At 53.1% G+C, this 20,154-nt stretch carries 15 protein-coding genes; 8 read left to right on the top strand and 7 right to left on the bottom strand.

Annotated elements, in window-relative coordinates:
* From QN359_RS17235 to QN359_RS17210, 6 genes are all read left to right on the top strand, one after another.
* Nucleotides 1-3,141, top strand: a 3,141-nt coding sequence (locus QN359_RS17235) for an autotransporter-associated beta strand repeat-containing protein (protein ID WP_323493600.1), incomplete at its 5' end; no start/stop codon positions are given.
* 238 nt (nt 3,142-3,379) lie between these two features.
* A complete protein-coding gene (yajC, locus tag QN359_RS17230; RefSeq protein WP_322250868.1) occupies nt 3,380-3,715 on the top strand; it encodes a preprotein translocase subunit YajC in 336 nt (111 codons plus the stop codon).
* A gap of 75 nt (nt 3,716-3,790) precedes the next feature.
* On the top strand, nt 3,791-5,671 hold the full coding sequence (gene secD, locus QN359_RS17225) for a protein translocase subunit SecD (protein WP_322250869.1): 1,881 nt from the start codon (nt 3,791-3,793) through the stop codon (nt 5,669-5,671).
* Between the two features lie 123 nt (nt 5,672-5,794).
* Nucleotides 5,795-6,736: a protein translocase subunit SecF gene (secF, locus tag QN359_RS17220; protein ID WP_322251083.1), complete on the top strand. Its 942-nt coding sequence runs from the start codon at nt 5,795-5,797 to the stop codon at nt 6,734-6,736.
* A 345-nt stretch (nt 6,737-7,081) separates the two neighbouring features.
* Nucleotides 7,082-8,212, top strand: coding sequence for an efflux RND transporter periplasmic adaptor subunit (locus tag QN359_RS17215; RefSeq protein WP_322250870.1), 1,131 nt, complete (start codon nt 7,082-7,084; stop codon nt 8,210-8,212).
* Complete coding sequence (locus QN359_RS17210; RefSeq protein WP_322250871.1) at nt 8,209-11,295, top strand: efflux RND transporter permease subunit; 3,087 nt, start codon at nt 8,209-8,211, stop codon at nt 11,293-11,295. The genes QN359_RS17215 and QN359_RS17210 overlap by 4 nt, the downstream gene beginning before the upstream one ends.
* On the opposite strand, the gene QN359_RS17205 is transcribed toward QN359_RS17210, so the two are convergent.
* The 5 genes from QN359_RS17205 to purB all read right to left on the bottom strand — a co-directional run bounded on the left by QN359_RS17205 (nt 11,296) and on the right by purB (nt 15,555).
* On the bottom strand, nt 11,296-11,754 hold the full coding sequence (locus QN359_RS17205) for a MarR family transcriptional regulator (RefSeq protein ID WP_322250872.1): 459 nt from the start codon (nt 11,752-11,754) through the stop codon (nt 11,296-11,298). It abuts the gene before it with no gap.
* Nucleotides 11,755-11,831: 77 nt separating this feature from the next.
* A complete protein-coding gene (locus QN359_RS17200; protein ID WP_322250873.1) occupies nt 11,832-12,398 on the bottom strand; it encodes a YceI family protein in 567 nt (188 codons plus the stop codon).
* Between the two features lie 62 nt (nt 12,399-12,460).
* On the bottom strand, nt 12,461-13,027 hold the full coding sequence (locus tag QN359_RS17195; RefSeq protein ID WP_322250874.1) for a YceI family protein: 567 nt from the start codon (nt 13,025-13,027) through the stop codon (nt 12,461-12,463).
* A 33-nt stretch (nt 13,028-13,060) separates the two neighbouring features.
* Nucleotides 13,061-13,606 (bottom strand): cytochrome b, encoded by a 546-nt coding sequence (locus QN359_RS17190; RefSeq protein WP_322250875.1) that lies wholly within the window; start codon nt 13,604-13,606, stop codon nt 13,061-13,063.
* Nucleotides 13,607-14,187: 581 nt separating this feature from the next.
* Entirely contained in the window at nt 14,188-15,555 is a 1,368-nt protein-coding gene (gene purB, locus QN359_RS17185; RefSeq protein WP_322250876.1) for an adenylosuccinate lyase, read from the bottom strand.
* Between the two features lie 262 nt (nt 15,556-15,817).
* Here purB and QN359_RS17180 point away from each other — a divergent pair, with 262 nt between their 5' ends.
* Together QN359_RS17180 and QN359_RS17175 are read left to right on the top strand one after the other, a co-directional pair.
* Nucleotides 15,818-16,426, top strand: coding sequence for a glutathione S-transferase N-terminal domain-containing protein (locus QN359_RS17180; RefSeq protein WP_322250877.1), 609 nt, complete (start codon nt 15,818-15,820; stop codon nt 16,424-16,426).
* A 301-nt stretch (nt 16,427-16,727) separates the two neighbouring features.
* Nucleotides 16,728-18,737 (top strand): methyl-accepting chemotaxis protein, encoded by a 2,010-nt coding sequence (locus QN359_RS17175; RefSeq protein WP_322250878.1) that lies wholly within the window; start codon nt 16,728-16,730, stop codon nt 18,735-18,737.
* 8 nt (nt 18,738-18,745) lie between these two features.
* On the opposite strand, the gene QN359_RS17170 is transcribed toward QN359_RS17175, so the two are convergent.
* Nucleotides 18,746-18,943: a YqaE/Pmp3 family membrane protein gene (locus QN359_RS17170; protein WP_322250879.1), complete on the bottom strand. Its 198-nt coding sequence runs from the start codon at nt 18,941-18,943 to the stop codon at nt 18,746-18,748.
* 21 nt (nt 18,944-18,964) lie between these two features.
* Complete coding sequence (locus tag QN359_RS17165; protein WP_322250880.1) at nt 18,965-20,086, bottom strand: molecular chaperone DnaJ; 1,122 nt, start codon at nt 20,084-20,086, stop codon at nt 18,965-18,967.
* Between the last annotated feature and the right edge of the window lie 68 nt (nt 20,087-20,154).

Below are 20,154 nucleotides of genomic sequence, written 5' to 3'. Positions count from 1 at the left end.
GGTGGCAATAACAGTTCAGCCAATTTTGCTGGCACGATACAAGATGGTGTCAGTGCCACAGCCTTGACGAAAGTCGGTAGCGGCACGCAAACGCTGGCGGGTACGAATACCTATAGCGGCGCGACCACGGTCACTAACGGTAGCTTGGTCGCCGGCGCGGTTAATGCCTTCGGCAGCAACTCGGCCGTCACCACGGCCGCTGGTGCTACGCTCGATCTCGGTGGTTTCAATCAAGCCATCGGTTCCCTGGCCGGTACTGGTGGTACGGTGACAAACAGCGGTGCAACAGTGGCGGCGATGACGACGGGTGGCAATAACAGTTCAGCCAATTTTGCTGGCACGATACAAGATGGTGTCAGTGCCACGGCCTTGACGAAACTTGGCAGCGGCACGCAAACACTGTCCGGCAGCAATACGTACAGCGGCGCGACCACGGTCAGTAATGGCATACTGGCCGCCGCTGCCATGAATGCCTTCGGCAGCAACTCGGCTGTCACCACGGCTGCTGGTGCTACGCTCGATCTCGGTGGTTTCAATCAAGCCATCGGTTCGCTGGCTGGTAGCGGTGGTACGGTGAGCAATAATGGTCTAACGGCGGTCACGATGACGACGGGTAGCAATAACAGTTCAGCCAATTTTTCTGGCACGATACAAGATGGTGTCAGTGCCACGGCGCTGACGAAACTTGGCAGCGGCACACAGACGCTGTCCGGCAGCAATACGTACAGCGGCGCGACCAGCATCAACGGCGGTAGCTTGCGGGCCTGCGCCACCAATGCACTCGGGCATAATTCGGCAGTCACTACCAGCGTCGGCAGCACGCTCGACCTGTGCGGCTATAATCAGGCTGTCGGCTCTTTGTCTGGCAGTGGCGGCACGCTGAGCAATAGTGGCGCGACCGTCGCGATATTGAGTACCGGCGGCAATAACAATTCCAGTCAATTTGCCGGTCGCATGCAAGATGGTGTCAGTGCCATGGCGCTGAGTAAAGTTGGCGATGGTACCCAGATTCTCAGTGGTAACAATAGCTACAGCGGTACCACGACGATACTTGCCGGAACCTTGCAAGTGGGGGCCGGAGCCGCCTTGGGCAGCTTGGGCAGCGGTGCTGTCAGCAATAACAGTCATCTGGTGTTCAATCGCAGCGATGCCATTGTCGTGAACAATGCCATCAGTGGCAGTGGTAGTGTCAGCCAAAGCGGCACAGGCAGTTTGACGCTCACTGGCTTGAACCGCTACACCGGCGCGACGACGATCGCTGCCGGCAGCTTGAAAACTGGTGTGGTAAACGCATTAGGACAAAATTCGAGCGTCCAGATTGCTGCCGGAGCGAGTCTCGATTTGGCTGGCAACAGTCAAGCCATCGCCAGTTTGAGTGGTGCCGGCAGCATCAGTAATAGCGGACTCGCGGTGGCCCTGCTCAGCGTCGGCGGCGGCAATGCCGGCGCGAATTTTTCCGGCAGCATCGCCGATGGCAGTGCTGGCATGTCGCTCAATAAAGTCGGCAACGCCGTGCAAATTCTGAGCGGCGTGAATAGCTACAGCGGGCCGACTACCATCTCGGCCGGTAGCTTACAGGCCGGTGCCGCCAACAGCCTTAGTGCGGCGTCGGCCCACACCGTCGCGGCCGGGGCCAGCCTGGATTTGGCCGGTCTGGGCCAAACCATCGCCGCATTGAGCAATAATGGTACGGTCTCCTTGCTCGGTACGGCAGCTGGCACGACGCTGACGGTGACCGGTGCCTATGTCGGAAAAAATGCTGTATTGCAACTTGGTAGCAGCTTCAACAGTGCTGCGGTGAGCGATATGTTGGTACTCGACGGTACCCGTGCCAGTGCCAGCGGCAGCACACAGATTCGCTTGGTCAATCTTGGTGGGCTGGGAGCGGCCACCAGTGGTGATGGTATCAAAGTCATTGCTGCACGCAACGGTGCCAGTACGACTGCTCAAACCAGTAAAGATGCCTTTACGCTGGCGGGTTCCAGCGCCGCCGTGACGGCGCACGCGCCGAGTGCACAATCGTTTGGCACGAAGGCGGTGGCCAGCGACAACCATGTCGATGTCGGTGCTTACCAATATCGCTTGTATGCGGCCGATGCCAAGGGTGCCGGTGAAGATTGGTTCCTGCGTACCCAAGTTGTAGCAAGCGCGGCGGCCGCACCGGTGACGGCCTATCGTCTGGAAGCGCCGCTGTTAGCGGCCATCCCAGCGCAACTGATGCAGGCCGATATGGCCATGCTGGGCAGTTTGAGTCAGCGTGCCGGCGCAGCCAATGCGGCGCTGCGTTCGCTGGACACCTCGAACCTTACGCCCGAGTCGGATCAACGCCACGCCTGGGGGCGTGCGCTGGCGACGAATGTCACATTGACACAACAAGGTCTGTTGCAAGCCGCAAGCGCCGGCCATGTCAGCGGTTTTCAAGCCGGCAGCGACCTCTATGCCAGTCACGGCTGGCGTGCCGGTGCTTACCTCGGCAACGTCGATGGCAGTGCACAGGTCAGCGGTTTTGCTGGCGGCAAAAGCGGGCAATTGGGATCGAACAGCTTGCGGGCACAGTACACCGGCGCTTATCTCAACTATACCGATGTCGGGCAGCGCTATATCGATCTGGTGCTACAAGGCGGGACCGACCATTACAGTGCCATGCCCAACAGCAGTTCAACGGTCGCTGGTGCCGCACGCAGCTTGACCGCTTCGCTGGAAGTCGGCCTGCCAGTGCCGCTCAGTCCGCGCTGGAAGCTGCAACCGCAGTTGCAACTGATCCATCAAGCTTTTCATATCGATGAGGTCGGCATTGTTGGTGCTAGTGTGCAGCAGCATCAGGGCAGCGCATGGAATGTGCGTGCCGGCCTACATCTGCAAGCTCGGCTCGAGAGCTCGGCAGGCTTGCTCGAACCTGAGCTCAGTGTCAATGTTTATCACGGCAATCAGGGTGCGGCCATCAGCCGTTTTATCAGCGATTCAACGACCGATATCAGCAGCCACACCGGCTACACGGCAATCGGCTTAGCCGGTGGCTTTGAGCTCGCGCTCAATTCGCGCGTCAGTTTATATGCGCGTGCCGAATATTTTGGTGGTGGCGGGGAAACAGCGGTCCGCCATACCAGTACCGGATCACTGGGTTTGCGCGCGAGTTGGTAGCGGCGAGCCGTGCACCGTACATAGCGCGTAAATGGCTTGCTGTCATATCTATTCGACATCCATAACTTGTTTTTTGGCAATATTGATCGTCATCGAATCTGCGAAAAGTAAAGCTAGCAATGCTAGAATGGCGGGTTGCAGTGCCTCTGAGCTTGAAATCGGCTCGGTCGGCCTGATCTGCTTCGTCTCGGTCGCTGTGACCCGACAATCTTATTTTATCCATGAACGGAGTTTGAACGTGTTTATTTCCAACGCTTATGCACAATCTTCGGGCGGCCTCGCCAGCCTTGGTGGCGACGGTAGCCTGATGAGTTTTTTGCCTCTGGTACTGATGTTTGTGGTCTTGTATTTCCTCATGATACGCCCGCAAATGAAGCGTCAAAAAGAACAACGCGCGATGATGGATGCGCTGGCAAAAAGTGATGAAGTTGTCACTTCCGGTGGCGTATTAGGCAAGGTCGTCAAAGTCACTGAAAGCTATGTCACGCTGGAAGTGTCCAGCGGCACAGAAATCGTGGTACAGAAAGTGGCAATCACCATGTTGTTGCCTAAAGGCACGATTAAGGCGATTTAATCAATTCTCGGCAACGCAGTCCAGCAGTAATCGGGGCTGCGTTGTGCTTTCACCGCTTCCATTTCTTTCTTAATTATGAATCGCTACCCACTCTGGAAGTATTTGTTGATTTTGTTTGCGCTGATTTTCGGCGGTTTATATACCGCACCGAATTTCTTCGGCGATTCGCCGGCGGTACAAATCAGCAGCGCCAAATCGACCGTCAAGATCGACGATAGTATGAAAGCCCGCGTCTCGGCAGCTTTGCAACAAGCTGGCCTTGCCGATAATGGCATATTCTACGATTTCAACGGCATGCAAGGATCGGTACGCGCTCGTTTCAGCGACACCGACGCTCAATTCAAAGCTAAAGACGTGCTCGAAAAAGCACTCAATACCGATCCAGCCGATCCGACCTACACGGTGGCGTTCAATTTGCTCTCGAATACGCCGAAGTGGATGCAAAGTCTCAATGCCCTGCCTATGTATCTCGGGCTCGATCTGCGTGGCGGTGTGCATTTTCTCATGCAAGTCGATACCAAAGCCGTGCTCAATAAGCGCGTGCAAGGTTTGCAATCGACCGTGCGCACCACCTTGCGTGACAAAGAAATCCGTCACGCCGGCATCAGCCGCAGCGGCGACGCCGTGGCGATCGCGTTTCGCGATGCCGCCACCCGTACTGCTGCCAAAGCAGTATTGACGGCTCAGCTCAGCGACATCGACTTCGTCGACAGCGTCAGCAGCGACGCCAGCCAGTTTGACCTGCAAGCCACGCTCAAGCCGGAAGCCCTGAAAGCCGTGGTCACCGAAGGCGTGAAACAAAACATCACGGCCTTGTCGAAACGCGTGAATGAACTCGGTGTTTCCGAACCTATCATTCAACAACAAGGCCCAGACCGTATCGTCGTGCAATTGCCAGGTGTGCAAGATGTCGCGCGCGCCAAGGAAATCATCGGTCGTACTGCTACCCTCGAAGTCCGCTTGCTTGATGACAGCGTGATCGGTCCGGTCGATGCCACTACCGCAGTTCCCTTCAATTCGGAATTGTACAAAGGCAATCGCGGCGGCGAATGGTTGATACTTTCGAAAGACCCGGTCGTCACCGGTGATTACATCACCAGTGCATCGGCCAGTTTCGATCAGCATCAACAACCATCGGTGAGCGTGGAACTCAATGGCGACGGCGGCCGCAAAATGCGCGAAGCCACCCGTACTCGGGTTGGCAAGCGCATGGCCATCGTCTTGTTTGAAAAAGGTAAGGGCGAAGTTTTGATCGCCCCGACCATCAACGATGAACTCGGTACCCGTTTCCAAATCACCGGCATGGGCTCGGCCGGCGCGGCTGCCGACTTATCGCTGTTGCTGCGCGCCGGTTCCTTGGCCGCACCGATGGAAATCATCGAAGAACGCACCATCGGCCCGCAGCTCGGGGTAGAAAACATCGCCAAAGGCCGCAACTCGACCTTGTATGGTTTCGCCGCAATTTCGCTGTTCATGGTGACTTACTACATGCTGTTCGGTTTTTTCAGCGTCATCGCTCTGTCGGTCAATTTGCTTTTGCTGGTAGCTTTGCTATCCTTGTTGCAAGCCACGCTGACCCTGCCAGGGATTGCGGCGATCGCGCTCGCGCTCGGTATGGCGATTGATGCCAACGTACTCATCAACGAGCGTATCCGCGAAGAACTGCGCGCCGGAAAATCACCGCAAAAAGCGATTGAAGAAGGCTTTGGCCATGCGTGGGCGACGATTCTCGATTCCAACGTCACCACCTTCATCGTCGGTCTGGCACTGTTGATTTTCGGTTCAGGCCCGATCAAAGGCTTTGCCGTGGTCCATTGTCTCGGTATTTTGACCTCGATTTTCTCTTCCGTGTTTGTCTCGCGCGGCGTGGTTAATCTGTGGTACGGTCGGCAGAAAAAACTCACGGCTCTGTCTATCGGTCAAATCTGGAAACCTGCCGAAGACATCGCGAAATAAGCGCGGACTCGCGCAAGAGCAGCAGATAATGCGCGCTGCGCCAGATGGCGACAGCGCGCAATGAATGAGCAGAAATTTCAAGGTGCGGTCGTTTCGGCAGCACCGGACAATAAGGCAGATATCATGGAATTATTCCGCATTAAAAAAGACATACCGTTCATGCGTCACGCGCTGATCTTCAATGTCATCTCCGCCTTGACCTTCGTCGCCGCGGTATTTTTTCTATTGCACAAAGGCTTGCATTTCTCGGTAGAATTTACCGGCGGCACTGTCATGGAAGTCTCGTATGCCCAAGCGGCCGACGTCGACACCATCCGCAAAACAGTTGAGCAACTCGGCTATGTCGACGTCCCGGTACAAACTTTCGGCAAGGCACAAGACGTGGTGATCCGTCTGCCTTTGCCAAAGAAAAATGTCACTTCCGATGACCAATCGAAAACCGTGTTTCAAGCGCTGCGCGCAGTCAACCCTGATGTCACGCTGCAAAGGGTAGAGCAAGTCGGCTCGCAAGTCGGTGAAGAACTCACCCACGATGGTTTGATGGCCTTGCTCTTCGTTGTATTGGGTGTGATGATTTATTTGGCCATACGCTTCGAATGGAAATTCGCCGTTGCTGCCATCGTCGCCAACTTACATGACGTCATCATCATCCTCGGTTTCTTCGCTTTCTTTCAGTGGGAATTCAATCTGTCGGTGCTGGCAGCGGTGTTGGCCGTGCTCGGTTATTCGGTCAATGAATCGGTGGTTATTTTCGATCGTATCCGTGAAAATTTCCGCAAGCAACGCAAGATGAGTGTCACCGAAGTCATCGATAATGCCATCACCAGCACCATTTCACGCACCATCATCACGCATGGCTCGACTCAGATGATGGTTTTGTCGATGCTGCTCATCGGCGGTCCTACTCTGCATTACTTTGCCTTGGCCCTGACCATTGGTATTTGCTTCGGTATTTACTCGTCCGTGTTCGTGGCAGCCGCGATCGCCATGTGGTTGGGTGTGAAACGCGAAGACTTGATCAAACCGACCAAAGAAAAAGACGACACCGACGGTGCCGTAGTCTGAAGCTGAGGCTGTTTGAAGCGACGCAATGCCGGCCACTGTGCCGGCATTTTCTTTGCGTGTTCGGAAAATCACAGCCACGCGCTGAGAAGTGAAAATCAGATTTTTCCTACATAAAAAAATCCCCATCGCTAAAATATTTTTCACATGGACTGCCAAAACAAGTCGGCAAACCATGTCGTAAATCTTGGCCGTTTGCTCGCCAGCATGGGTTTGCGCAAGAGCTTGCGTACCACACCGGTCTGATGTTCTCATGCAACTTCATGCAACGGAATGTAACGTAGCGTAGAGGCAGAACTTTTCTTTTCTATGACAGTCTAATTGCCAAGTGTCATTGGAAAAAAATATATGCGTTCGTTAAAAATTGCCGTTCCGATTATTGTTGTTTCAATTATTTCGTTTGTTGCTTATCGATACTATTTTGTACCCAGTGCACCAGCCGTCAAATCCGCTGTCGCTACGCCTGTGGCCGTCTCCACCGTTTTAGCCAAGCAAACCGACTATACCGTGCGTCTGACTGCCAGTGGCGTCGTCACGCCGGTCACGACCGTCGATATCCGGCCGCAAGTCAGCAGCACGGTGGCCGCTGTTCATATCAAAGAAGGTCAGTTTGTGACGGCGGGAACTTTACTGTTTACCCTGGACAGTCGGGCTGATGAAGTCAATCTCGCCAAAGCTCAGGCGCAGTTGGAAAAGGATCAAGCCAGCTTGCGCGATTATCAGCGTCAGGCGGCACGCAGCGTCGACTTGTTGGGCAAAAAATTCCTCTCGCAAAGTGCGGTCGATACCACGCAAACCTTAGTCGATACGCAACAGGCGGTGTTGGCTGCTGACCGCGCCGCCGTCAATGCGGCGCGCGTGGCCTTGAGCTATAACCGCATCGTCGCGCCATCGGCCGGCCGCACCGGCAGCATCACCGTGTATCCCGGTTCGTTGGTGCAAGCCGGCAGCACTGCTCCGGCCTTGGTGACGATCACGCGCATGGATCAAATGGCTATCAGTTTCCCACTGCCGCAAGCTAATCTGCCTGATGCACTGGAAAGTATGCGCCGCAGCGACAGTTTTGTACTCGCCAGTTTGCCGGGTCGTAGCGACAGTTTTCGTGGCCGCTTGGAGTTTGTCGATAATACCGTCGATGCGGCAACCGGCACGATACGACTCAAGGCCGTCTTTGATAATACCGCCTTGGCACTCTGGCCGGGGGCCTATGCCAACTTGGAAATGAGTGTGCAAACGATCAAAGATGCGGTGCTTATCCCGCAAGCAGCGATCATCGTTGGTGCCCGTGAATCGGCGGTGTATGTGTTGGGTGCCGGTGGCAAGGTCGACTTGAAAACAGTTCAAGTCACGCATAGTTATGGTGCCGATGCCTTAGTTAAAGGCTTACCTGCTGGCAGTGCCGTCATCACCGATGGCAAACAGAATTTGCGCCCCGGCATGCTGGTTCTAGCCAATCCGGCCAAGACGGCGGCCTTATGAATATATCGGAACTGTTTATCCGTCGTCCGGTGATGACGGTCTTGCTCAATTTATCGATTGTCGTCGCCGGCGTGCTCGCTTACCGCTTTATACCGGTCGCCGCCTTACCCAGTTATAACACGCCGGTCATCAGTGTCAGTGCCGCTTTGCCAGGGGCGAGTCCGGAAACCATGGCGACCTCGGTCGCCTTACCCTTGGAAAAACAATTTGCGACGATTCCCGGCTTGGCCGTAATCAGTTCCAGCAATACCATAGGCAGCACCTCCTTGACTTTGGAGTTTGATCAGAATCGCAATATTGATGTGGCCGCCGTCGATGTTCAAGCGGCCCTATTGCGTGCGCAACGCTCCTTGCCAGCAGATATGACGGCACCGCCGGCGTATCGCAAAGTTAATCCGGCCGATGCGCCGGTGCTGATTCTGGCAATGACCTCGCCCTCGCTGAGTTTGTCGGAATTGACCAGCTATGCCGAACACTTGATTTCACCGAGTCTGTCTACCCTCAACGGCGTTGCTCAAGTGAGTATTTACGGTATCAAGCGCTATGCCGTGCGGATCCGCAGTAAGCCGAGCGAGTTGGCGGCGCGTAACATGACGCTCGATGAATTGGCGACGGCGATACGCAGCGCCAACGCCAATACGCCGGTTGGTACGCTCGATGGCGACAAGCAAACCCTGACCGTGCTGGCAAATAAGCAATTGGTCAATGCCGGCGAATTCGCTTCTTTGGTCGTCGGTAACAAAGACGGTTTGGTAATACGTTTGCGTGATGTCGCCACGGTGGAAGATAGTTATGAATTGATCAAATCGGCTTCAAGCTACAACGGTGAAAGTTCGATCACTTTGGCGATACAACGCCAGAACGATGCCAATACGGTGCAAGTGGTCGATGCCATCAAAGCCGCCTTGCCCGGTTTCGCCGCGCAATTGCCGGCCTCAGTCAAAATCGGCTTGGTGAATGATCGCTCGCTGTCAGTCCGGGAGGCGTTGCACGACGTCAATTTAACCCTGATGCTGACCATCGTCTTGGTGGTGGTGGTGATCTTTTTGTTTTTGCGGCATTTGATGGCGACCTTGATTCCCACCCTGTCTTTGCCGGTATCCTTGATCGGTGCCATCGGTTTGCTCTGGGCCTTCGGCTATTCGCTCGATAATATTTCTTTGCTCGGCTTGACCTTGGCGGTCGGATTGGTGGTCGACGATGCCATCGTCATGTTGGAAAACATCATGCGCCACGTCGAAGAGGGCATGCCGCCGTTTCAAGCGGCGCTTAAGGGTTCGCGTGAAGTCGGCTTTACCATCATCTCGATTTCCACTTCGCTCATCGCCGTGTTCATACCGATTTTCTTCATGCCCGGCGTGATCGGTCAATTGTTCCATGAATTTGCCGTCATCGTTAGCTTGGCGATTGTCGCTTCAGCCTTTGTCGCGCTGACCTTGGTGCCTATGCTGGCAAGTCGCTTCCTCAAAAATGAACACGAACTACGTGCGCCGCCACCGGCCATCGGCGCTATTCTCCATGTGTTTGAACGTGCTTTCAATTGGTCGCTGGCGCTGTATACGCGCGGCCTCGATCTGGCTTTGCAGTATCGCCGCTTCGTGCTGATGGTGGCACTGCTGAGCTTTATCGCGACAGCCTATTTGTTCATCGTCATTCCCAAAGGATTTTTTCCGCAAGAAGATATCGGGCAGATTAATGTCTCGACCGAGGCGGCCGAAGATATTTCCTTCCCAGCCATGTTGGCCTTGCAAGAACAGGCAGCCACCATTTTGCGCAATGATCCGAATGTGGCGACGGTGGCCTCTTTCAATGGTGGTAACGGTGCCCAAAATACCGGGCGCATGTTTGTCAATCTCAAGCCGCGCGACCAGCGCGCGACGATGCCTGAAGTAGTCGATGGCTTGCGCCAAAAATTACGCACGGTGGCCGGTATCAATGTGTTCTTGCGACCTACCCAAAATCTGCAACTCGGTGGTCGTCAGAGCAAGAGCCAGTATCAATATATTTTGCAAAGTGTCGAAAGTGGCGAACTCAATAGCTGGGCCGATCGTTTGCAAGCAAAACTGCGCAGCGATCCCGTGTTTAAAGATGTTACCAGCGATTCCCAGCTCAAAGGTTTGCAAGCCTCGATCGATATAGACCGTGACCGCGCCAATGCCTTGGGCCTGAACATGGATAGTATCCGCTCGGCACTCTACAGTGCTTTTGGTGAGCGTCAGATCAGCACGATTTATACCAGTGTTGACAGCTACCAAGTGATTCTCGAGGTGACCCCCGAGAGCAAGCAAGATGAACGCGGCATCAATGGCATCTATGTGCGCAGTAGTAATGGCAGCTTGGTACCGCTCAACAGTGTGGCCACCGTCAAGCGCAGCGTAGGGCCGAGTTCCATCAATCATGTTGGGCAATTACAGGCGGTGACTTTGTCATTCAATCTGGCGCCGGGCGCAGCACTCGGTGAGGCGACCAAACGCATCGATGCCTACCGTACCGAGATCGCTATGCCCTCGGCCATCATCAGCAGTTACGGCGGTGATGCCGCGGTGTTCAAGGATACTCAGTCGGGACAAGTGGTGCTGGTCATCGCCGCCTTGTTAGTGATCTATGTCTTGCTCGGGGTGTTGTATGAGAGCTATATTCATCCGCTCACCATTCTGGCCGGCTTGCCCTCGGCAGCCGTCGGGGCGCTGCTGACCTTGCAATGGTTTGGTCAAGACTTGACCCTGATCGCGACCATAGGGATTTTGCTCTTGATCGGCATCGTCAAGAAAAATGCCATCATGATGATCGATTTCGCGCTCGATGCGCAGCGTCACCAACAGATGACGCCACTGCAGGCCATCCGTGAAGCCTGCATACAGCGCTTCCGGCCTATCATGATGACTACCTTGGCAGCGCTGGTCGGTGCATTGCCGATCGCCATGGGTTTGGGTGCCGGTGCCGAATTGCGTCAACCCTTGGGCTTGGCGGTGGTGGGTGGTTTGATTTTTTCACAGGCCATCACCCTCTTCATTACGCCCGTGATTTATCTGGCACTCGAGCGTTTCAGCGGCCGCGGTCCGGTGCTGGGCGACAGCTTGTAATCAGGGTTTGGGACAGGATAACGGCGCTGCTTGCAGGGCCGTCAAATTCTGTTTCAGCGTGCCGAGCATCGTTTCCAAGGCCAGATAATCGGCCGACGTGTAATCGAGAAAAGCTTGTGTGCCATTTTCTACTATTTGCGGAAAAATTTTCTCAAACGTTGCTTGTCCGTATGGACTTAATTTGATGAATAACTGACGGCGGTCACAGTTGCCGCGTTCGCGTTCAACGATGCCTTTCTGTTCCAAACGGTCGAGCACACCGGTCAGTGTGCCTTTAGTAATGAGGGTTTTTTCACCGAGTTCTTTGCAAGTCATGCCGGCGGTGTTGCCCAGCGTTGCGAGGATATCGAACTGTGGATGGGTCAAGCCGAATTGCTTGACCTGGCGGGCGGATGCTTGTTCAAACAATTGCATGCACTCGGCCAGCAAACGGATGCTGCGGAGGTGGCGTGTGCCCATGATAAACCATCTAAAGTGAAAGCCGACCCGGAATGTCACGGGTCGGTGATGCGGTTTCCTGATCTACTTCACACTACTTAGTCAGCACGAATCGCTTCGACTTGAATCTGCAGTTTTACACCTGGTGCAAATTTCGGCAAACCGTAGTTCAAACCGAAATCGCTGCGGTTGAATTCAGCGCTGGCATCGGCACCGCACACTTCTTTTTTGTACATAGGATGTTGTATGCAAGTGAATTTATTGATTTTAAGTGTCAATGGCTTGCTCACGCCCAACAAAGTGAAGGTGCCGTCAACCGAAACCGGTTTGTCGCCTTCAAATTTCATCGATGTGCCTTTGTAAGTCGCGGTCGGGAACTGGGCGACATTGAACATATCTTTGGTTTTGGCATGTTCGTTCATTTTTTCATGACCGAAATCAATCGAAGCGGCATCGATGACGATATCGACCGTACCGGTCTTGGCCACGCGATCGAGCACGATGTTGCCGCTGGTTTTAGTGAACTTGCCGCGCCATACAGATACGCCGAAATGATCGGCTTCAAAACTTGGATAGGTATGGTTCGGTTCTATCGTGTAGTTGTCGGCAAAAGCCGGTGCGGCGCTGATGACGAGGGCTGCGGCGATGAATTTACTCAATTGCATGGAATGACTCCTGACGGGGTGGGGGATGCAGCAGTCCGTGAAGTGGACTGCTGCGGGGGGGATTACTGGGTGGTAACGACATGAAACTTGATCACGACTTCATCGGCAACCATGCCGGTGTCCTTCCATTCGCCTTCGCCTATATTGAAGGCCAAGCGTTTGATCGGCAGACTGCCGTCGAAAATTTGCTTGTTGCCATCTTGCTTGACGCTCAGGGGAAAGCTGACATTGCTGGTTTTGCCCTTGATGCTCAAGGTGCCGCTGACATCGAGTTTGCCGGCCGCCGCGAGTTTCATGCTGGTAGCGACGAAAGTGGCTTTCGGGAATTGGGCGGCATTAAACCATTCTTTCTTCAAGACTTCCTTGTTGTAGTCCGCGTCGCCGAGATCAAAACTGGCCAAGTCGATTTCGACGCTGGCTTTCGATGCTTCCGGTTTGGCCGCTTGGTAATCGATGCTGGCGCTGAATTTTTTGAACTTGGCATCGACCGGCACATTCATTTGTTTGAAAACGATGCCGACCGTACTTTTCGAGGCATCGAGTTGACTGACCGCAGCCAAGGCCGGCAGCGCAATGGCCATGGCCAGTGCACTCAACAGTAAGGGTTTGCTGCTTGGAGAAAATGTCATTATTATCCTTGGTAAGGGGGGAGCAGGGTCGCCTCAGCGCGCCGATTTGCCCGGGATCATACGAGCCAGTAAGCCATCTTTATCGATGAACTGGTGTTTCAATGCACCGGCCACATGCAGCAGGACGGTAGCGAGCATGACGTTCGTCAGTAGTTCGTGGACTTCTTTCAAGACATCTTTGATTTCAGGGGAAGGCCCGATCAAGCTCGGTAATTCAAACAAACCGAGGTAGACCACTGGGTAGCCGGCGGCGGAAGTATAGAAATAGCCCGACAGCGGCACGGCAAACATCAGTACGTATAAGAAAACGTGGGTCCATTCAGCGGCCTTGGCTTGCCAAGCACTCATGCCGGCCACCGGTGCCGGTACTTGGCTCAACAAACGTGTCAGCAAACGAATGGCGGCCAGCCCGAGTACGGTCACACCCAACCACTTGTGATAAGAATAATATTGCAACTTGGTGGGGCTGAACTTCATATCCGTCATGATGGTGCCAAGTGCAAAGGCGGCCACGATGAAAGCGGCCAGCAGCCAATGCAAGGCAATCAGTGAAAGGGGGTAGCGTTCTACAGTTTTCATTTAGGTATCCAGGTGAATTAATTAGTTCGCGTTAGAACTAATATAGCAAAAAAAGTTCAAGTCTGCTTGAAACACGCAAAAATTGCCTGTTTTCATCAACAATCTGACCAGGGTTTGAAACCCCGGCCTTCAGAGGCTGTCGCAAAAGGGTTTTCAGTCGGCATCATTACCCCGACTGGTGGCCACGTCATTCCTGCGCGCTGTTGGCAGGAACCCAGCGACGTTCGTGCTTAACTGAAAATGCCAGAAATGATGGTGTTTTCAGTGCTAAAAACGACACTGGGTTCCCGCCAAAAGCATGCGGGAATGACGAGGCTGCGGCATGCGGGAATGACGAGGCTGCGGCATGCGGGAATGACGAGGCTGCGGCATGCAGGAATGATGAGGTATGCGGTGCTTCAGGTGTAAAAAAGCGTCCATCAGGCTTTTGCGACGATCGAATAAGTTGTTCGACGGCAAAGCAGGACGAGGGTGGGGAAGAAAGTAGGGGGGCGCGGAATCGGGCCTTGGTGTAGCGCTAAAGCAGCGTGACGAAGTGCATCGTCACGCCCAAATTGGCAGCAATAATTCAATGCGCGTGCTTAAACTGCCTTAGCGAGCTTGGCAGCGATACCGATGTAGTTGCTTGGAGTCATTTCCAGCAACAAAGCCTTGGCTTGCTCGGGAATCGCCAGCGTGGCTATGAATTCACGCAAAGTTTCTTTCGAGACGCCTTTGCCGCGAGTCAATTCTTTCAATTGCTCATACGGATTGGCAATGCCGTAGCGGCGCATCACGGTTTGTACTGGCTCAGCCAACACTTCCCAGGTCGCGTCGAGATCGGCGGCCAGGCGTTGCGGATTGGTTTCGAGCTTATTCAAACCGCGCACGCAACTGTCATACGCCAGCAGGGTGTAGCCAAAAGCCACACCGATATTGCGCAGCACGGTGGAATCGGTCAGGTCACGCTGCCAACGAGAAATCGGCAATTTTTCCGACAAATGACGCAGCAAAGCATTGGCCAGACCGAGATTGCCTTCCGAATTTTCAAAATCAATCGGATTGACTTTATGCGGCATGGTCGAGGAACCGATTTCACCGGCCTTGGTTTTTTGTTTGAAATAACCGACCGAAATGTAACCCCAGATGTCGCGGTTGAGATCGAGCAAAATGGTATTCACGCGAGCGAAGGCATCAAACATTTCCGCCATGTAATCATGCGGTTCTATCTGTATCGTGTAGGGATTGTAAGTCAGTCCCAGTCTTTGTTCGATGACGTTTTTGGAAAAACTCTCCCAGTCGTGCTCCGGATAGGCCGCCAGATGGGCATTGTAATTGCCGACCGCACCATTCATTTTAGCGAGAATTTCTACTTCGGCGATGCGTTTGATGGCGCGCTGCAAACGTGCGACGACATTGGCCATTTCTTTACCCAGTGTGGTGGGGCTGGCAGTTTGACCATGCGTGCGGGAGAGCATAGGCACATCGGCATTGTCATGCGCCAGTTCGGTCAGGCGCGCGATCAGTTTTTGCAGTGCCGGCAACATCACATTGTCACGTGCGGTTTTAAGCATCATGCCGTGCGAAGTATTGTTGATATCTTCAGAAGTACAGGCGAAATGAATGAATTCACTGGCAGCGACGAGTTCCGGCACATCCTTGACCTGATCTTTGAGCCAGTATTCAACCGCCTTGACATCATGGTTAGTCACCGCTTCGATTTCTTTGATGTTGGCGGCATCGGCTTCCGAAAACTCAGCCACGATGCGATCGAGCACGGCATTGGCCGCGCTGGAAAAAGCCTGAATTTCAGGAAAACCCGCTTGTGACAGCGCTTGTAACCAAGAAATTTCAACTTTAACCCGGTGATGCATGAAGCCGGATTCCGACAAAGTAGTGCGCAAAGCATCAACTTTGGCAGCATAACGGCCGTCAAGCGGAGAAAGGGCGGAAAGAGAGGATAGGGACATGATCGCTCGATGTGGAAGGGGTGATAGAAAGCCTTACGCAAAAAACAACAAATTATTAAAATTTGTTAAACTGAGGAAAGTCTTAAAAGACACGATTTCCATCGGCTTATTGGGTTTTTTACGCGCAAACCACGATTTTACCATCTCAAACCGCCTTGTCACCGAGTATTGCATGCTTGCACTTGCGCGATACCCCGTGCCGCACTGCGGTGGTGGCGGTGGTCGATGCTATAATCAGCCTCAAATTATTCTTGCTTAAAATATGAAACTCATTGGTTCCACTAGCAGCCCCTATGTTCGTAAGGTCCGCGTTGTCCTGGCGGAAAAAAAACTCGACTGCGATTTCGTGCTGGAAGATGTCTGGTCGGCCGACAGTAAAATTCTTGCTTCTAATCCACTTGGTAAAGTGCCTTGCCTGCTCATGGACGATGGCGGTGCGATGTTTGATTCCCGCGTCATCGTTGAGTATCTCGACACCCTCACGCCAGTCGGTAAGCTGATTCCCGGGCTAGGTCGTGAACGCGCTGAAGTCAAATGCTGGGAAGCTTTGGCTGACGGCGTACTCGACGCCGCGATCTTGGTACGTCTCGAGCACATGCTGCGTCCAGTGGAACAACAAAGCGCCGCTTGGATTGCGCGGCAGATGGATAAAGTCAATACCGGCCTGCTGGCGATGTCGACCGGTTTGGCCGATACCGCTTTTTGCGCTGGTAATCACTTGACCTTGGCCGATGTCAGCGTCACCTGCGCGCTGGCTTGGCTCAGTTTCCGCTTCCCCGAAATCAATTGGCGCAACGACTACCCCAATCTCGCCAAGCTGCACGATAAATTGTCGGAACGGCCTTCGTTCAAAGACAGCTTGCCGTTCTAACAGATCGCTATGCGCAGCAAGCCTCTGGGCTGACTGCGCATGGTTTGCTCAGTAATTCTGCGCCACTCGCCCCTCCCCTTATTTTTTGCTGCACGTGCATCATTTCTTTCAGAAATCTTGTGACGATAAGTGCCTGTACGCCTGATTCGTAACATGGTTTAATTGATAACTGATGCAAGAAGGCTAATTCTCGCCCTATATTTGCTCACTGCGAGTGGCACAACTTAGCCACGCCGATATCGGCGCTGTGGCGTCTCGTCAGAAAACTCAAACATCGCCTACTCTTGGAGGGATAGTGATCATGTCTGACGTGAGCAAAACGCCGGCAGTCCAGCCCGCGCCGTTTCAAGCCTCTGCTACTCCGCGCTCTGCATTCCAGGCCCATGGCCTGTGGATGCCAGGCGTTGTGCTGATGCGTAACTTGGGTTTCAAATCAAAAGCACTGCTGATTTGCTTGTTGTTCCTCATTCCCTTATCGGTACTGACTTGGTCGTATTATGCGAACGTGTTGGAGAGTTTACAGTTTTCAGCAAAAGAACGGATCGGCGTTGAATACAATCGGCAAATATTTCGCACGCTCGATCTGGCGCAACAAGCGCGGCGCGATGCCGTTGCTGCGGCAATTACAGGCATCAGCCCTGGCACACGCGCATCGGTAACAGAACAATTACATGAAGCGCAGCGCATGCTCGATCGCACAGAACATCGGCTCGGTGCCGAACTGGGTAGCGCCAGAGTTTATGCCGATATGCAAACGGCGCTCGCAGCGACTACCGAGCCGCTCGATCCTGCAGTCGTGTTTGCGCGTCATACTGCCTATATTCAGTCATTGATCAACTTGATGGAACAAGTGACAGATGGATCGAATCTGACTTTAGATCCGGAAATCAACAGTTTCTACCTGATGGATACCGTGTTTGCTCGCTTGCCAGATATGATAGAAAATACCGGAAAACTACGCGGCTTCGGTTTGTCCATTCTGAAAGCCGGACGGATCACCAAAGAACAGCAAAGCGCGCTAGCAAATTGGATACCGATAGCCGAGTTTCAGACCGCACGGATGTTATCCAATCTGGCTAAGGTCAAGGCGAACGATCCGCAATTAAGCGAGCAAGTCCAGTCCAAGCAAACGTTGCAAGATACCGCCGCATTCTTTACTTTGGCAAGACAGAGTGTGATTAATCAGCAAGACTATGCGGCTCATGTGCAGGCCGCCTATCTGAGCACGGCCAACCATGCCATCGAAGCGCAATATGTATTCGCCGAGCGCTTGATGACAGTGCTCGATAAGGTTTTACTGGAACGCATTAGCGGATTGCAGCAAAAGCTCAGCATCATTTCGCTGATGTTGATCACGAGTAATCTCGCCGCCGGCTATGGATTTTATACCTTCTATTTGGTGACCAGTGGCGGATTGAATTTGATCAGCAAACATCTGAGGGAAATGCGTGCCGGTGACTTGCGTACCGCACCTGCTTTGCCATGGGGAAAAGATGAGCCGGCGCAAGTGATTATCGATCTGCGTCATGCTTATGAGTCTTTGCACACGCTCATCAGAACCGTGCGTCATTCTGCCCATGCCTTGCATGCAGCCAGTGCTGAAATTGCGGCCGCCAGCCTCGATCTGTCGGCGCGTGCCGAGTCGGCCGCGGCCTCGCTGGAGGAGCAATCATCGACGATGGAAGAAATCGGAGCGGCAGTCCACAATAGTGCGCAACAAGCAGACAGCGCCGCGCATTTTGCCGCAGACAATGCCAAGGTGGCAGAACAAGGCGGGGTCGAGATCAGAGCAGTTGTGCGCACCATGCGCGAGATTCATACTTCGTCGAGCAAGATCAAGGAGATTGTCGGCGTCATCAATGGCATTGCATTTCAAAGCAATATCTTGGCCCTGAATGCGGCCGTGGAAGCAGCGCGCGCCGGCGACCAAGGCAGCGGCTTTGCCGTGGTCGCCCGTGAAGTCCGGAATTTGGCACATCGTAGTGCGGCGGCATCAGATGAAATCAAGAGTTTGATTTCAACCAGCGTTGAGCACGTATCGGCCGGCAGTAAGATCGTCGAACGGGCTGGGGCAAGCATGGAAACGATGGTTAATAATGCGCGCCAGATCAGCGCTTACCTCGGTGAAATTTCTGTCGCGGCAAAAGAGGAAGCGGCCGGCTTGACGCAAATCAGCGATGCCATCCAGCAGCTCGATGAAAACACTCAACACAATGCCGCCTTAGTCGAACAAACCAGTGCCGCCGCTGCGGCACTGAATGATCAAGCAGAAAATTTACAGCAAGAAATTGGCAAATTTAAAGTAGCCTGAGCGCCATTTCAGCCAGCTCGTTGATTCATGGCTTTCTCGATTTTTTGGTCGGTCTTGTATTGCCCTAAGGCATAGACGGACCAAATTGCTGCCGGTACCCAGCCGATGATGGTTATTTGCAGGAGCAGGCAAATAATGCCGGCAATCGGACGGCCTATCGTGAAAAAAGTCAGCCAAGGAAATATCAGGGAAATAAGCAAGCGCATAGAGGCTTTCAGGTAAGTGAATTAATAGGGCGAGTCTTCATACATAGAATAGTCTGGAACGCGATAAGTTTTCAGAAAATCTTTCACTGCTTTGCTCTCTGCGAATAAGACCAAGTCATTTTCCAAACCGCTAATATCACGCTTAGCTTGCTCAATATCGCAGTCCATCAATTGCAGCACCGTATTCGGTGAACGCAACATCTCTGGAGAAAGACCAATATGCATGCTGAGTGTGTATTTGAGTGCCATGACTTCTTGCTGAAGTTCATTAGATTGCTCGCTTAAAATTTTATTGTAATATTTTAAGCGTTGTTCCGACATGCTATTGATGCTGGCTTGATCGATTTGTTCCACTTCCAACTGCAGTTCTAATAATTTCAACAGATCCTTGGCATCGTAGGCGACATTCACACGTTGCATCAGTGCTGTCTTGCGCGCGCGTTCAAGCGAGTCTAGCTCACGATCGGGATGCAGGGCACTGGCCAATTTACGATAGACTTCGCGTATCGATTGGCTGATATTCTGGCTTTCCTCTTGCTGCTGTGCTTCTTTGGCAAGCGTCTTGGCCGACTTTTTTCGTTTGCTCTGACGCTCACTTTGCGCTTGTTCCAATTGCTCTTGTTGGGTAATTTTTTCCTGCATTTTTTCATGGAGATGTGCCATCATTTCTTCTGGCGAACGCGCGTCGAAATCCTCGCCCAGATCAATACCTAGCAGGTCTTCCATCGCCGCTTTCATCGCCATTTCTTGCTCCAAGGATTCGGCATCAAAATCTGCGCCGCTATGCTTGTTGTAAATCTTTTTTAAGTCTTCATCGTCATGGTTAGCAACGAGGTCAACGGCAACCGTAGAGACAATATCGCTTAATTTTTCTTTTTCTTTTTTCGTATAGCCTTTGCTGGAATGCGACTGATCAAACAATTTTACCAGCCGTATCCTGAGCGCATCGAGGGTGTGTAAGTGTGGTTGTAATTCTTTGGCAAATTTTTGTTGCAGCAGCGGAATCATCGTTTGCCATTCGAGCAGATGCTTACGCTCGCTATCAATTTTCTTGATCAGTTTATTGAATAACTTTTGCGACTTCGTTAAAGCAGCTTGGTCCTTGTCGCCAATATGCACTATGCCGTGCGGTAAATTTTTCATCAGATTTACGCGTGAAACCTCGGCCTTCAGGCCGAGGAGGCAGAGCGTGGAACGCGCAGCGTTCCTTG

Source organism: Undibacterium sp. 5I2 (genome assembly GCF_035019605.1).
Lineage (GTDB): Bacteria > Pseudomonadota > Gammaproteobacteria > Burkholderiales > Burkholderiaceae_D > Undibacterium.
The sequence above is the reverse complement of the archived record's forward strand: the minus strand, read 5'-3'. Positions and strand labels throughout refer to the sequence as shown.